The 13,771-nt window shown below is 66.1% G+C and carries 11 protein-coding genes and 4 tRNA genes; 1 reads left to right on the top strand and 14 read right to left on the bottom strand.

What is annotated here, in order from left to right; genetic code table 11:
• The 6 genes from VER16_RS04120 to VER16_RS04095 all read right to left on the bottom strand — a co-directional run.
• On the bottom strand, window positions 1–339 hold a 339-nt coding region (locus tag VER16_RS04120; protein ID WP_324805580.1), incomplete at its 3' end, for a GTP-binding protein.
• Between the two features lie 39 nt (window positions 340–378).
• Window positions 379–454, bottom strand: a tRNA-Thr gene (locus tag VER16_RS04115).
• Between the two features lie 48 nt (window positions 455–502).
• Window positions 503–576, bottom strand: a tRNA-Gly gene (locus VER16_RS04110).
• A gap of 26 nt (window positions 577–602) precedes the next feature.
• Window positions 603–688 (bottom strand) — tRNA-Tyr (locus VER16_RS04105).
• 137 nt (window positions 689–825) lie between these two features.
• Window positions 826–1,842 carry an isoaspartyl peptidase/L-asparaginase gene (locus VER16_RS04100; protein ID WP_324805579.1) on the bottom strand — a complete coding sequence of 339 codons (1,017 nt, stop codon included), beginning with the start codon at window positions 1,840–1,842 and terminating at the stop codon, window positions 826–828.
• A 91-nt stretch (window positions 1,843–1,933) separates the two neighbouring features.
• Window positions 1,934–2,959 (bottom strand): cyanophycinase, encoded by a 1,026-nt coding sequence (locus tag VER16_RS04095; protein WP_414716017.1) that lies wholly within the window; start codon window positions 2,957–2,959, stop codon window positions 1,934–1,936.
• A 171-nt stretch (window positions 2,960–3,130) separates the two neighbouring features.
• Between VER16_RS04095 and VER16_RS04090 the strand changes: the two genes are divergently transcribed.
• Complete coding sequence (locus tag VER16_RS04090; RefSeq protein WP_324805578.1) at window positions 3,131–5,869, top strand: TonB-dependent receptor; 2,739 nt, start codon at window positions 3,131–3,133, stop codon at window positions 5,867–5,869.
• Between the two features lie 850 nt (window positions 5,870–6,719).
• On the opposite strand, the gene ychF is transcribed toward VER16_RS04090, so the two are convergent.
• The 8 genes from ychF to VER16_RS04050 form a co-directional block, all read right to left on the bottom strand.
• Window positions 6,720–7,811, bottom strand: a complete 1,092-nt coding sequence (ychF, locus tag VER16_RS04085; RefSeq protein ID WP_108767842.1) for a redox-regulated ATPase YchF — start codon at window positions 7,809–7,811, stop codon at window positions 6,720–6,722.
• 175 nt (window positions 7,812–7,986) lie between these two features.
• The gene (gene pth, locus VER16_RS04080) at window positions 7,987–8,565 is read right to left on the bottom strand and encodes an aminoacyl-tRNA hydrolase (protein WP_079220740.1); all 579 of its coding nucleotides are present in this window, start codon (window positions 8,563–8,565) and stop codon (window positions 7,987–7,989) included.
• Between the two features lie 48 nt (window positions 8,566–8,613).
• Window positions 8,614–9,231, bottom strand: coding sequence for a 50S ribosomal protein L25/general stress protein Ctc (locus tag VER16_RS04075; protein WP_324805577.1), 618 nt, complete (start codon window positions 9,229–9,231; stop codon window positions 8,614–8,616).
• A 110-nt stretch (window positions 9,232–9,341) separates the two neighbouring features.
• Entirely contained in the window at window positions 9,342–10,301 is a 960-nt protein-coding gene (locus VER16_RS04070; protein ID WP_025879147.1) for a ribose-phosphate diphosphokinase, read from the bottom strand.
• 137 nt (window positions 10,302–10,438) lie between these two features.
• Window positions 10,439–10,515 (bottom strand) — tRNA-Gln (locus tag VER16_RS04065).
• 11 nt (window positions 10,516–10,526) lie between these two features.
• The gene (gene ispE / locus VER16_RS04060) at window positions 10,527–11,396 is read right to left on the bottom strand and encodes a 4-(cytidine 5'-diphospho)-2-C-methyl-D-erythritol kinase (protein WP_324805576.1); all 870 of its coding nucleotides are present in this window, start codon (window positions 11,394–11,396) and stop codon (window positions 10,527–10,529) included.
• On the bottom strand, window positions 11,393–12,049 hold the full coding sequence (gene lolB, locus VER16_RS04055) for a lipoprotein insertase outer membrane protein LolB (RefSeq protein WP_324805575.1): 657 nt from the start codon (window positions 12,047–12,049) through the stop codon (window positions 11,393–11,395). Before lolB ends, ispE begins: the two co-directional genes overlap by 4 nt.
• Complete coding sequence (locus VER16_RS04050) at window positions 12,046–13,731, bottom strand: tetratricopeptide repeat protein (protein WP_324805574.1); 1,686 nt, start codon at window positions 13,729–13,731, stop codon at window positions 12,046–12,048. The genes lolB and VER16_RS04050 overlap by 4 nt, the downstream gene beginning before the upstream one ends.
• Window positions 13,732–13,771 lie beyond the last annotated feature (40 nt).

The following is a 13,771-nucleotide window of genomic DNA, read 5'->3' as shown; positions in this document are numbered from 1 at the left end:
CATCGGGCCGTCAGCGGCCGAGCACACCAGGATCGCGCCGTCCATCTGGGCGGCACCGGTGATCATGTTCTTGACGTAGTCAGCATGGCCCGGGCAATCGACGTGGGCGTAGTGACGGGTGGTGGATTCGTATTCGACGTGCGCGGTCGAGATCGTGATGCCACGAGCCTTCTCTTCCGGAGCGGCGTCAATGGCCGAGTAGTCCTTGAACTCGCCACCGAAACGCTCGGCACCGATCTTGGTCAGTGCGGCGGTCAGCGTGGTCTTGCCGTGGTCGACGTGACCGATGGTGCCGACATTGACGTGCGGCTTGGTGCGCTCGAACTTACCCTTGGCCATGGCTGCTTATCTCGAATTCGTCTGGTGTGGTGCTTAAGATGGTGCTCACAAAAGGAATCGAACCTTCGACCTCTTCCTTACCAAGGAAGTGCTCTACCGACTGAGCTATGTGAGCGAGTTGTGCATTATGGCATGAACTCGATAATATTCAAAGTTCATTCAATGGAGCGGGAGACGGGAATCGAACCCGCACCATCAGCTTGGAAGGCTGAGGTTCTACCATTGAACTACTCCCGCACCGGGAATGTGCCACAACGTGAAACTGGTGGAGGGAGGTGGATTCGAACCACCGAAGGCGTAAGCCAGCAGATTTACAGTCTGCCCCCGTTGGCCGCTTGGGTATCCCTCCTTACCACCCCATCCCGTTGCCGCCGAAGCGTTGCGGTGTGTGGTGGTGAGCCGCTTATTCTGCTGATGGGATGGGGGGCTGTCAACGCTTTTTTCGGTTTTTTTCACACGTTGTCGCAAACCCATTGATACGCAAGGTTATTGCCCTGGGAGGTCCAGCGGCTCGCTGGCGAAAATTGCGACATGAGGCACGCCGTCGGCGCCAATCCAGCCCCGATACATGCCCTGCGTGTTGAACGGCGTGGCGGCTTTGCCATCCGCGGACAGCACGATGGCGCCGCCGTCGCCGCCCATCTGCGGGATGGTCTCGTTGATGACGCCCTTGCCGGCCTGCTCTGGCGTCTGCCCCAGGTAACGCATACGCGCGCAGATCTCGTGCGCCGCTGCAGTGCGGATGTAGTACTCGCCCCAACCGGTACCGGACACCGCGCAGCGCGCATCGGCCCAGGTACCGGCACCGATGATCGGCGAGTCACCCACGCGCCCGTAGCGCTTGTTGGTCATGCCGCCGGTGGACGTGCCTGCCGCAAGATGGCCCTGCGCGTCCAGCGCAACGGCACCGACGGTCCCGAAGTGCTTGGCGGTTTCCAGATCGGCATGGGCCTGGCCACTGGCCTCTTCCTTGAGGGCGCGCTGCAACTGCTGCCAGCGCTTGTCGGTACGGAAATACGAGGGATCCACCAGGCTGATGCCCTGCTCCGCCGCGAACGCCTCGGCGCCCTGCCCCACCATCATCACGTGCGGCGATTTCTGCATGACCCGCTGCGCCAGCTGGATCGGGTTGCGCACGCGCTGCACGCCCGCGACCGCACCGGCCGCCTGGGTGGCGCCATCCATCAGCGATGCGTCCAGTTCGTTGTGGCCGTCGTGGGTGAACACCGCGCCCTTGCCTGCATTGAAGGCGGGATCGTCCTCGAGCACGGTGATCGCCGCGGTGACCGCCGCCAGCGCCGGGCGACCCGCCGCCAGTTCGGCATGCCCCTTCAACAGCGCCGCCTTCAACGCCGCGCGCGCGGCCTTCTCCTCGGCCGGCGACAGATCCCTGCGTTCGACCCCTGCTCCGCCATGGATGACCAGCAGCGGCGAGGCAGACGGTGCCGCCTGCGCGATCAGCGGCAGGGACAGCAGGGCAGACAGCGCCAGGCGCAGTTTCATCGTGTACGTCTCCAGGGAGTGTAGTGCGGTAGTGCCGGGCCATGCCCGGCGGAAAAATCGGTGCGGCGAGCACGTCGGGCATGGCCCGGCGCTATCGGCGGGTGATCTCGATCTCACCGTCGGTGATGTCAGCCATCGCGTGATAGTCGACGTCGGCCTGGAAATCATCCAGGCGCAGGCGGCCGCCACTGGCGACCACGGTCACCGGCACGGCGTGGAACTGCAGCGGTTCGCCCTCCACCAGCCGATCGGCATCGCGGCCCGGGCTGATCACCCAGACCCTGCCCTGGCCATCGGCGCTGTAGACCTGGGCCTGGCCGTCGGGCTCCACGCACAGCGCGGTGTCCTCGTCCACGCCGATGCCGACCATGTCCGGATCACCACTCTCCTGCGCGGCGCGGGCCACGAACACGATCAGGCGGCCGAGCCGGTCGCGCTTGTCGAAATGGGTATCGGTGACCACGCGCTGCAGGTAGGGCATGTGCAGGAAGCCGCTGTCCAGGGTCACTGCACTGCCCATCGGGTCAGCCAGCGCGCCGGCCGAGGTGATGCTGCCGCCATCGAGCGCGCCATAGGCATAGCCGCCGAGGATCGCCAGGCCGGCACTGGTGCCGGCGATCGGCTTGCCGGCACGGACATGGGCATTGAGCGCACGGTTGAGCGCGGTGCCCTTCCAGAAGCGGATGTAGCGGGCCTGGTCGCCACCGGCGATGAAAATGGCATCGGCGGCGGCAACCACACGCATGACCGCCGGATCATCCGCGCCGCGGCGGTTGTCGAACACCAGCGTCTGCACCGCCGTGGTGCCGCCGATATCGCGGTACAGGCGCTCCTGCAGCTCATCGCCGCCGGAGGCACGCAGGATCAGCACGCGGCCGTTGCCGGCCTGCCGCAGCCACCACTGGAAGGCCTCGGGAACCCATTCGCCGCCCCCCATCAGCATCATCGCCGGGGCTCGCGGACCGGGCCGGGGTGCATCCAGGTCGCCAATCTCGTAATAATCGAAGCCAGGGAAATGCAGGTCGCGGGGATCCTGCGCCGACGCCAGCGGGGCGATCAGCGCCAGCATCGCCCCCAGCACGAGGCTTGAGCAGACGCGGCGGACAAGGGCGCTCATGGTTGATCTCCCTGAACAGAATTGGCTTGCAATCGTTTTCACTCTTTGCCAGATGAAACACCTGTAGTCAAGAGCGTAAAAAAGGCGTTAAATGCGCGCGCCCATTCCGGATTGTGAATGGGGGACAGGGCCCCTCCTGTGCGGGCCGGCTTCATTCCCGGGATATCTCTCATGCGTAGACAGGCGATGGCGTGGTCGATCCAGCTGGCGTTGATGGGTGTTGCTGCCTCGGCAGCGGCCCAGAGCCCCGGCTCCTCTGCGGTGCAGCAACTGGATGCGGTCCAGGTGACCGGTTCGCGCATCCCGCGCGCCCAGGTGGAAGGCCCCGCGCCGATCACGGTGATCAACGCCGAGGAGATCCGCTCGGCCGGCTTCACCACGGTGCCGGACGTGCTGCGTGCGATGACCCAGAACGGCGGTGAGACACAGAGCCAGCAGTCGGCCAGCGGCGCCGACTTCTCGCCGGGCGCACAGCAGGTCGACCTGCGCGGCTTGGGCCCGAACCACACCCTGGTACTGGTCAATGGCCGCCGCATCGCCGATTTCCCGATGCCCTTCCAGGGCCGCAGCAACTTCACCGACGTGTCCAACATTCCGCTGGGCATGATCGAGCGCATCGAAGTGCTGACCGGCAGCGCCTCGGCCATCTACGGCTCGGATGCGATCGCCGGCGTGGTCAACTTCATCCTGAAGAAGAAGGCCGACGGCACCACCGTCGACCTGCGCATGGGCACCACCACGGAGGGCGGTGGCGAGTCATTCGACATGAGCCTGTCCAGCGGCTTCAGCAAGGGCAACTTCAATGCGGTGTACAGCGTGGAGCTGCAATCGCAGACGCCGCTGTGGGCCTATGAGCGCGACATCCAGGATTCGACCCAGGACGGGCCGACCGAAGGCTCGCGCATCGCCCGCCGCGCCTACCTGCGCACCGACTACAACGACGACTACCTCGACCCGGGCGCGGCCACCTGCGAAGCGCTGGCCGGGCAGAACCAGGGCAGCACCTACTACGCCTTCCGCCCGCGCTACGGCTATTACTGCGGCAGCGACGCGTCGATCGGCTACGGCACCATCCTCAGCAAGCGCCGCGGCGCCAACGGCTACGCCTCGCTGAGCTATGACTTCGACAACGGCCAGCAGTGGTTTGCCGATGTGCAGATGGGCTACCACACGCTGGCACTGATGCGCGATGTCACCTCGTGGGGCCGCATGGCCGCCGACGGCGACGAATCGGGCTACTTCAACAACGCCGCCAGCGACGAAATCGAATTCTGGCAGCGCCAGTTCTCGCCCGAGGAAATGGGCGGCCTGCGCAATGCCATGGTGCGCAGCACGCAGAAGACCTTCAGCGTGACCACCGGCTTCAAGGGCAATCTGACCGGCACCTGGGACTACGAGGCGGCGCTGAGCCATTCGCAGTACCAGTCGCGCATCAGCTGGCCGCAGATCATCGCCGCCAAGGCGAATGAACTGTTCCTGGGCCCACAGCTGGGCGAGGACGATGACGGCATCCCGATCTACAACGCCGACCCGTCGCGCCTGTACCGGCCGCTGACCCGCGCCGAGTACGAATCGATCGCCGCGCGTACGACCTATACGCCGAAGTCGCGCACCGAGACGGCCGCCCTCACCCTGACCAATGGTTCGCTGTTCGGCCTGCCCGGCGGCGATGCCGGGTTTGCCGCGACGCTGGAAGTGGGCCAGCAGGCCTATGCGCTGAACCCCGATCCGCTGGCAACCGAGTACTACTACTACAGCTGGAAGGATTCGGACGGCCAGGGCTCGCGCAACCGCTGGGCCACCGCCGCCGAACTGCGCCTGCCCCTGCACGAGACGCTGAACCTGAGCGTGGCCGGCCGCTACGACCAGTACCGCTACTCGGGCCACACCATCGGCAAGGCGACCTGGAGCGGCGGCCTGGAGTGGCGCCCGATCGATACTCTGCTGGTGCGGGGTTCGTACGGCACCGCTTTCCGCGCGCCCGACCTGCATTACGTGTACGCCGGCCCCGGCAACGACGAGACCGCCGGCAACGACTACTACAACTGCCTGTCCGACGGTGCCGATGACTGCAGTGACTACGAAGAGAACCTGATCCGCAGCCGCGAGGGCAATCGCAACCTCGACCCGGAAACCAGCACTTCGTGGAGCGCCGGTTTCGTCTGGTCGCCGGGCGGCGGCTTCGATGTCAGCGCCGACTGGTTCGACATCGACATGCGCAACCAGGTGCAGGACATGAACGTGGATGCCATCCTGCGCGACGAGGCCGCCTGCCGCCTGGGCGAGCTGGTGGCCACTTCGCCGACGTGCGTGGACGCCCTCGCCCGGGTGACCCGCACCGACGATGGCCGCCTGTATGGCGTGCACGTGAACCCGGTGAACGTTGCCCGCGAACGCACCCAGGGCGTGGACGTCGGCCTGCGCTGGCGCCTGCAGACGGGCATTGGCGAGTTCTCCTTCAGTGGCAACCACACGTGGGTGAAGAAGCACGATTTCCAGCAGTTCCCGGGCGACCCGGTGGAAGACCAGTTCGCGGTGAACAGCGGTTTCGACATCCCCCGCACCAAGACCAGCGCCAGCGTGAGCTGGGAGAAGGATGCGTGGTCGGCCACCGTGTATGGCTCGCGTCTGGGCAAGCTGCCGACCTCGGACAGCTACGATCAGGTGTTCGATCCCGACAGCGGTGACAGTCCGTACATCAAGGCCACCTACCGCTACAACGTCTCGCTGCAGTACCGCTTCGACGACCACTCGCGGGTATCGCTGTCGGTGGTCAACGTGTTCAACAAGATGCCGCCGAAGGACGCTTCGTATACGGCCTACCCGTATTACGACGTGTCCTGGTTCGACAGCGTGGGCCGTACGATCAACCTGCAGTACACCCACAAGTTTGGTGGCAGCGCGTTGTAAGCGCGGCTTCGCAGGACGTGGACGACGAGGCCCGCCATTGGCGGGCCTTGTTGTTCATGCACCTGGCCTTGGTAGGTGCCCACCTTGGTTCGCACTGAATTGCCACGCGCCCACCAAGGTGGGCGACTACCAGAGCGCAGGATGCGAGGGGGAACCCGGCCTTGGTAGATGCCCACCTTGCTGGGCGATTACCAGAGCACAGGATGCGAGGGGGAACCTGGCCCTGGTAGGTGCCCACCTTGGTGGGCACTGAATTGCCACGCGCCCACCAAGGTGGGCGACTACCAGAGCACAGGGTGCGAGGGGAACCCGGCCTTGGTAGGTGCCCTCCTTGGTGGGCACGGCATTGCCACGCGCCCACCAAGGTGGGCGACTACCAGAGCGCAGGATGCGAGGGGAACCTGGCTCTGGTTTTCCACACCGCGCGTGGAAAGCGATGCGAACTTGGTGTGGACAAGTGGGCGCGAGCATTGCGCCGCAGGGGTTTCCGGGCGTGGTGATTTTTTGTCCATTGCGCCGATTGTTTTCCACACGGTACGTGGAAAGCGATGGGAACTTGATGTGGACAAGTGGGTGCGAGCGTTACGCCACAGGCCTTTTGAAGCGTGGTGAAAGTTTGTCCACGGCATACTGTGCCAACCAAGGTTGGCACCTACCAGACGGGGGCACGCTGGGTTTTCCACACCGCGCGTGGAAAGCGGTGGGGGTTTGGTGTGGACAAGTGTGTGCGAACGTTGCGCCGCAGGCGTTTCGAAGGGTGGTGACTTTTTGTCCACGCCCGCAGCCGAGGCCGGAAACGCGAACGCCCCGCACAAGGCGGGGCGTCCGGGGTCGATCCGTTGCCGCTGGATCAGACGTTGAAGCGGAAGTGCAGCACGTCGCCTTCCTGCACGCGGTATTCCTTGCCTTCCAGGCGCAGGCGACCGGCTTCCTTGGCACCGGCTTCGCCCTTGTACTTGATGAAGTCGTCATACGCGATGGTTTCAGCGCGGATGAAGCCCTTCTCGAAGTCGGTGTGGATGACTGCGGCAGCCTGCGGGGCGGTGGCGCCCTTGCGCACGGTCCACGCGCGGACTTCCTTCACGCCTGCGGTGAAGTAGGTCTGCAGGCCCAGCAGGCTGTAGGCCGCGTTGATCACGCGGTTCAGGCCCGGCTCGCTCAGGCCGAGGTCGGCCAGGAAGGTGTCGCGGTCTTCGTCGTCGAGCTGGGACAGCTCTTCTTCGATGGCGGCCGACACCGGCACCACCTGCGCGCCTTCGGCGGCGGCGTGGGCGCGCACAGCGTCCAGGTGCGGGTTGTTCTCGAAGCCGTCTTCCAGCACGTTGGCGATGTACATCACCGGCTTGAGGGTCAGCAGGAACAGGTCACGGACCAGTGCCTTTTCTTCCTCGTCCAGGCCGACCGAGCGACCGGACCTGCCGTCGGCCAGGGCGGCCTGCAGCTTGGCCAGCACCGGCTTGCGCGCGGCCGCTTCCTTGTCGCCACCCTTGGCGGCGCGCTCGGCGCGGTTCAGTGCCTTCTCGACGCTGTCCAGGTCGGCCAGGGCCAGTTCGGTATCGATGGTTTCGATGTCCGAGATCGGGTCGACCTTGTTGTTGACGTGGATGACGTCGGCGTTCTCGAAGCAGCGCACCACGTGGGTGATCGCATCGACTTCGCGGATGTGCGCCAGGAACTTGTTGCCCAGGCCTTCGCCGCTGGCCGCACCGGCGACCAGGCCGGCGATGTCGACGAACTCGACCGCGGTCGGGATGACCTTCTGCGGGTTGATGATCGCCGCCAGCTCACCCAGGCGCGGGTCCGGCACCGGCACGATGCCGACGTTCGGTTCGATGGTGCAGAACGGGAAGTTCGCCGCGGCGATGCCCGCCTTGGTCAGCGCGTTGAACAGGGTCGACTTGCCGACGTTGGGCAGGCCGACGATGCCGCATTTGATACCCATGGTGACAGCTCTCTGGGGTGAAAGTGATTGGTGAAACAGCGCGCGCGCTGCTTGGCCAATCCATCTCGGTGTGGACGATCTGCCAACCAAGGTTGGCAACTACCGGGGTGGAACGTCTGCCAACCAAGGTTGGCACCTACCGGGATCGGGAAGGTTGGCACCTACCCAAAGCGGGCTATTTCGGGGTATGCAGCCGCTTCATGGCTTCGTTGAAATCGCCCTGTACCGCCAGCGGCAGCACGTCGATCGCGTCGTCGATGGCGCGGGCGATCAGCACGTCGTCGTCCTTGGACGGACGGCCGAGCACCCAGCCCACCACGCGGTCCTTGTGGCCGGGATGGCCGATGCCCACGCGCAGGCGGTGGAACTTGCCGTGGCCGAGCAGGCGCATGGTGTCACGCAGGCCGTTCTGGCCGCCGTGCCCGCCGTCGAACTTCAGCCGTACCGCGCCGGGTGGCAGGTCCAGTTCGTCGTGGGCCAGCAGGGTTTCCTCCGGCTCGATCTTCCAGAACCGCTGTGCGGCGGTGACCGACTTGCCGCTGAGGTTCATGAAGGTGGCCGGCTTCAGCAGCCACACAGTCTGCCCGGCGATCTCGACCTTGGCGGTCTCGCCGAACAGCTTGCTGTCCACATTCCAGCGTGCACCGGCTTTTTCAGCCAGGGCCTCAACGAAATGAAACCCGGCATTGTGCCGGGTCCGGGCGTGTTCCGATCCGGGATTGCCCAGACCGACGATCAGTCGCAGTCCTGCCATGGTTCCTTCCAGAACGGTGCCTGCCCGGAGGCAGGCACCGCTACGGTATTACTCGGCAGCCGGAGCTTCAGCGTCGGCAGCGTCTTCCTTGCCGTGCTTGGCGGTGACGATGGCGTCGTCGTGGTCCTTGCCCAGCGCCAGGGCCGGGATTTCCACGCCCTTCGGCAGCTTGATGTTGGACAGGTACACCACGTCGCCAGCGTTCAGGGCGCCCAGGTCGACTTCGATCGACTCCGGCAGGTCCTTCGGCAGGCAGCTGATGGTGACTTCCTTCAGTTCGTGGGTGACCACGACGTCGGCAGCCTTGCCAGCCGGCGAGGTGTCTTCGTTGATGAAGTGCAGCGGAACCGAAGCGGTCAGGGCTTCGTTCTCGTTCACGCGCAGGAAGTCCAGGTGCATGATCAGCTGCTTGTACGGGTGGCGCTGCATGTCACGCAGCAGCACGCGCTCGACCTTGCCATCCAGGTTCAGGTCCAGGATGGAGGCGTAGAACCACTCGTTCTGCTGGGCCAGCCAGATTTCGTTGTGGTCCAGGCTGATGGCGACCGGCTCGGCGTTGCCGCCGTACACGATGGCCGGGATCACACCAGCGTGACGCAGGCGGCGGCTCGCACCCTTACGCTGCAGTTCACGCTTGGTGACCTTGATTTCATGGGTCTTCGACATTTTCGACTACTCAGGTTGTTGCCCTGCCTTGCGGCGTGGCGGTTGAAGATGCTTCCGCGACCAGAAGCACCCGGGGTGTGTCCCCACCGTTGCCGGCAGGGACGAAAAACTCAGTCGACGTACAGCGAGCTGACCGACTCGCCGAAGGCGATGCGGCGCATCGTTTCGGCCAGCATTTCCGCCACGCTCAGCTGGCGGATCTTGCTGCACACCCGCGCGGCGTCCTTCAGCGGGATGGTGTCGGTCACCACCAGTTCGTCGAGCTGGGAATTGGTGATGTTGTCCACCGCCGGGCCCGACAGCACCGCGTGGGTGCAGTAGGCGGCGACCTTGAGCGCACCGCGCGCCTTCAGGGCAGCGGCAGCGGCGCACAGGGTGCCGGCGGTATCGACGATGTCATCGACCATGACGCAGGTCTTGCCTTCGACGTCACCGATGATGTTCATCACGGTGGAGACGTTGGCGCGCGGGCGGCGCTTGTCGATGATCGCCAGATCGGCGTCATCCAGGCGCTTGGCCACTGCGCGGGCGCGGACCACGCCGCCCACGTCCGGCGAGACGACGATCAGGTTCTCGGTGCCGTAGGCGCGCCAGATGTCGGCCAGCAGCAGCGGGGACGCATACACGTTGTCCACCGGGATATCGAAGAAACCCTGGATCTGGTCGGCGTGCAGGTCGACGGTCAGCACGCGATCAGCGCCAGCGGTGCTGAACATCTTGGCCGCCAGCTTGGCGGTGATCGGCACGCGCGAGGAACGCATGCGGCGATCCTGGCGCGAGTAGCCGAAGTACGGCACCACGGCAGTCACGCTGGCCACCGATGCGCGCTTGAGCGCGTCGATCAGCACCAGCAGCTCCATCAGGTTTTCCGCGCTCGGCGCCGAGGTCGGCTGGATCACGAACACGTCCTGCTTGCGGACGTTTTCTTCGATCTCCACCTGCACTTCGCCATCAGAGAAGTGCGAGACCAGTGCCTTGCCCGGGCGGACCCCCAGTTCCTTGCAGATGTTCTGCGCCAGACGTTTGTTGGCGTTGCCGGAAAATACCAGCAGGTTCGGGGACTCTTGCATCATGATTGTCTCGGGCGGGGACGAGTGGCGGGGATCCGGTAGCGGCAGGGACCGCTGCGGCCCCTGCTGCTTACAACACCGCGACTGTTTCCACGTCCCGCGCAGTGATGCGCTGGATGGCGCGGACACAGCCGCATTGGCAGGGGCGGGAGGATTCGAACCTCCGAATGCCAGGATCAAAACCTGGTGCCTTGGGCCTCTTGGCGACGCCCCTGCATTGATGAATCAGTGTTGCTCGAGTGCATCCAGCAGTGGCGAACGTGCAACGCCCGCGGCCACCCTTGCCCGCAACTCCTTCGGCAATTCCGCTCGCGCCTGCTCTGCGGCAGCCTGCGAATCGAACTCGACGAAACAACCACTTCCAGACCCGGTCAAACGTGCCTGGCCCACGCTGCTCAACGCGGCAAGCACGGCCTCGACGGCAGGCTCGCGACGGCGCAGCACCGGCTCGAACACGTTTCCGACCAGAGCGCCGGAAGCGAAGTCGTCTATTTTCGCCTGTGGGCAGTCGCGCGTCAAATCCGGGTCAGCGAACAGGGCCGGGGTCGGAACATGAACGCCCGGCTCGGCAATGACATACCAGGCCGGCGCCAGCGCAACCGGCTGCAAGCGCTCGCCCACGCCCTCGGCCCAGGCGTTGTGGCCGCGCACGAACACCGGCACATCGGCGCCCAGCTGCAGGCCCAGCGCCGCCAGTGCATCCTCGTCCAGGCCCGCGTTCCAGAGCCGGTTGAGGGCCACCAGTACGGTCGCCGCGTCGGATGACCCGCCGCCGAAACCACCACCGGCAGGGACATTCTTTTCAACGATGATGTCGGCACCTTGCTCGACATTGGCGAATTTTTGTAGCAATTTAGCCGCACGCACCGCCAGATCATCGGCCTCGGCGACACCGGCCAGGCCCTCGCCCTGCCGTCGCACCTGGCCATCGTCGCGCAGGCGCAGGCCGATGCGGTCCCCCCAGTCCAGCAGGCGGAACACGGTCTGCAGCTCATGGTAGCCATCGGCACGGCGGCCGGTGATGTGCAGGAAGAGGTTCAGCTTGGCCGGGGCCGGCCACCAGGACCAGCCGTCAGCGTCACTCTGCGCGGTCATGGCGCGTCCGCGCCCCACTGGTCGACCAGCAGGCGGACCTTGGCGTCCTCGCGGCTGGCCTCGATGCGCCGCGGCAGCGCCGGGGTTCCTTCCTGGGCCGGATACCAGTCCAGGTACTGGATCAGCCAGCCGGCCTGCTGCATGCGCCGCGGGCGGCCCTCGGCATCGCGCTCGACGCTGCTTTCGCCGGATCCACGCAGTACCAGGCCACGGGTCCAGTCGGACAGTTCATTGACCGGGATATCCCAGCCGGTGGCATCGAGCAGCAGCTGGCGGGCGTCATCACCGGCACGCGGGCCGTCGCCGAGCCCTTCCAGGCGTGCCCCGCCCTGTACCGAATCGCCCTGCAGGGTCCAGCTCTGGCGGGTGACCGGCGCGCTCAGCTGGATGCGGTATCCGCTGCCCTGCTGGACCCAGTCGATGCGGCCACTGCCGCCATTTTTGCCCTTGCTGACCGCGACCCGACCCTGGAAGCTGTAATCGGGTTGCGCGCGCAGGGCCTGCACGCGGGCTTCTTCGGCGCGCTCGGCGGCCGGCGAGACGGTGTAGACCACATCCGGGGCCGGCGTCTTCTGCGTGCCGACACTGGTACAGGCGCTCACCGCCAGGGTCACGGCCGCCAGCAGCAGCGGCCGGATCTTGGAAACACTCATGGATTGAATTTCTCGCGGGCACGCTGCAGCGCGCGGTTTTCAGGGTCGATCTTGGCCGCTTCGTCGAGGAAGTGGCGGGCTTCGTCATGCTTGCCCAGCACCCACAGCACTTCGCCGACGTGGGCGGCGATTTCCGCGTCACGTGACAGCGTCCAGGCCCGGCGCAGCTGCACCAGGGCTTCCTCGTTGCGGCCCAGGCGATAGAGCACCCAGCCGTAGCTGTCGACGATGGCCGGGTTGTCCGGATCGGCCACGCGCGCGCGGTCGATCAGTTCCAGTGCTTCCTGGTAGCGCCTTGTGCGGTCGGCCAGGGTGTAGCCCAGCGCGTTCAGTGCCGCCACGTTTTCCGGCTCGGTCACCAGTACCTTGCGCAGGTCGGCCTCGGCACGGGGGATGTCGTCGCGCCGCTCCCAGGCCAGTGCACGGGCATACAGCAGCGCATTCGCGTCCGGATAGGCGGCCAGGCCGCGGGCCAGCGCCTCCAGTTCACCGGTCAGGTCATCGGCGCGCTGGCGCAGTTCGGCTTCCAGCAGGTAGGCATCGCGACGCACATCGTCGTCAACCGTGGCATCGGACTGGATCGCATGCACCTCGTCCAGTGCCAGCGACTGGCGGCCAGCCAGGCCCTGCGCATTGGCTGCGCGCAGCCGGGCCTCGCTCAGCTCGTCGCCACCGGGCACGCTGTGGTACCAGTTCACCGCCTCGGGGTAGCGCTTGAGGTACTCGGCAATCTTGCCCAGCAACAGGCGCTGCGCCGGATCGGGCTTGGCGGCCTGCCGCGAAAGTTCGTTGTACAGACCCGACAGCGCTGCCGTGTCGCCCTGCTTGGCCAGCAGCGAGGCACGCATGCCCCAGGTCTGCACGTCCTGCGGGCCCACCGCCAGCACGCGCTCGGCCGCGGCCGGCTGGCCGAGGCTGTCATAGGCGATGGCCACGGCGTTGCGCAGTTCCGGGTCCTGCCGGGTCTTCGGCTCCCCCCCCTGCAACAGGGCCAGCGCCTGCGCGGTCTGCCCCGCCTGCTGCAGCTGGCTGGCACGCAGCAGGGCCACCCGCGGCTCGTCGGGGAAGCGTTTGACCACCTCGTCGATCATGCGCCGGGCCAGCTCGGGCTTGTCCATGCGCAGGGCCAGACGGCCGAATTCCTGCCAGGCCTCGATCTTCGGCGGAATGGCGTTGGCATCGACCAGTTCGCCCAGCACCTGCGCCGGCACGGCCGGGTCACGACCGCCACCGATCAGGGCGGCCAGGGCGAATTTCCAGCCCCGCTCGTCGGGGTCGGCCAGCAGTGCCTGCAGCTCGGTCCGCGCGGCCTTCACGTTGCCCTGGCGCATGGCCAGCGCACCGGCGGCGCTGCGCATCGACAACGAGCTGGGGGCGCGCTTTTCCCAGAGGGCCAGGCCCTTGGCGGCGCTGGCATCATCATTGGCCAGCATGGCGATGCGGGTGGCCCGCTCGGCCAGCCCGGCGTCGCCGTCGGTCTGCTCGGCCGCCTGCAGGTAGGCGTGCGCGGCATCGGCCAGCTTGCCGGCCTGCAGCGCGAATTCACCGGCCAGGACCGGTTCCAGGGCCAGTTGTTCGCTTGCCGGGGCTCGCACGGGAGCCTTGGTGGGCGCCGCCGCCAGCACCTGGCTGCAGGCCAGGGACAGCAGCAGAACACTGGGGATGCGAATCAATGCGGGCATCGTCGGCATCGGGGCCTTAAAATGTCGTCCAATGGCCAGC

The organism is Stenotrophomonas sp., assembly GCF_035634915.1.
Classification (GTDB): domain Bacteria; phylum Pseudomonadota; class Gammaproteobacteria; order Xanthomonadales; family Xanthomonadaceae; genus Stenotrophomonas.
This window is presented reverse-complemented; position numbering and strand designations above follow the sequence as displayed.

Bases quoted from the DNA above. Each gene is read 5' to 3' on its own strand.
- VER16_RS04100 (WP_324805579.1), bottom strand. From the start codon at position 1,842: ATGAAACTGCGCCTGGCGCTGTCTGCCCTGCTGTCCCTGCCGCTGATC.
- VER16_RS04095 (WP_414716017.1), bottom strand. From the start codon at position 2,959: ATGAGCGCCCTTGTCCGCCGCGTCTGCTCAAGCCTCGTGCTGGGGGCG.
- VER16_RS04090 (WP_324805578.1), top strand. From the start codon at position 3,131: ATGCGTAGACAGGCGATGGCGTGGTCGATCCAGCTGGCGTTGATGGGT.
- ychF (WP_108767842.1), bottom strand. From the start codon at position 7,811: ATGGGTATCAAATGCGGCATCGTCGGCCTGCCCAACGTCGGCAAGTCG.
- pth (WP_079220740.1), bottom strand. From the start codon at position 8,565: ATGGCAGGACTGCGACTGATCGTCGGTCTGGGCAATCCCGGATCGGAA.
- VER16_RS04075 (WP_324805577.1), bottom strand. From the start codon at position 9,231: ATGTCGAAGACCCATGAAATCAAGGTCACCAAGCGTGAACTGCAGCGT.
- VER16_RS04070 (WP_025879147.1), bottom strand. From the start codon at position 10,301: ATGCAAGAGTCCCCGAACCTGCTGGTATTTTCCGGCAACGCCAACAAA.
- ispE (WP_324805576.1), bottom strand. From the start codon at position 11,396: ATGACCGCGCAGAGTGACGCTGACGGCTGGTCCTGGTGGCCGGCCCCG.
- lolB (WP_324805575.1), bottom strand. From the start codon at position 12,049: ATGAGTGTTTCCAAGATCCGGCCGCTGCTGCTGGCGGCCGTGACCCTG.
- VER16_RS04050 (WP_324805574.1), bottom strand. From the start codon at position 13,731: ATGCCCGCATTGATTCGCATCCCCAGTGTTCTGCTGCTGTCCCTGGCC.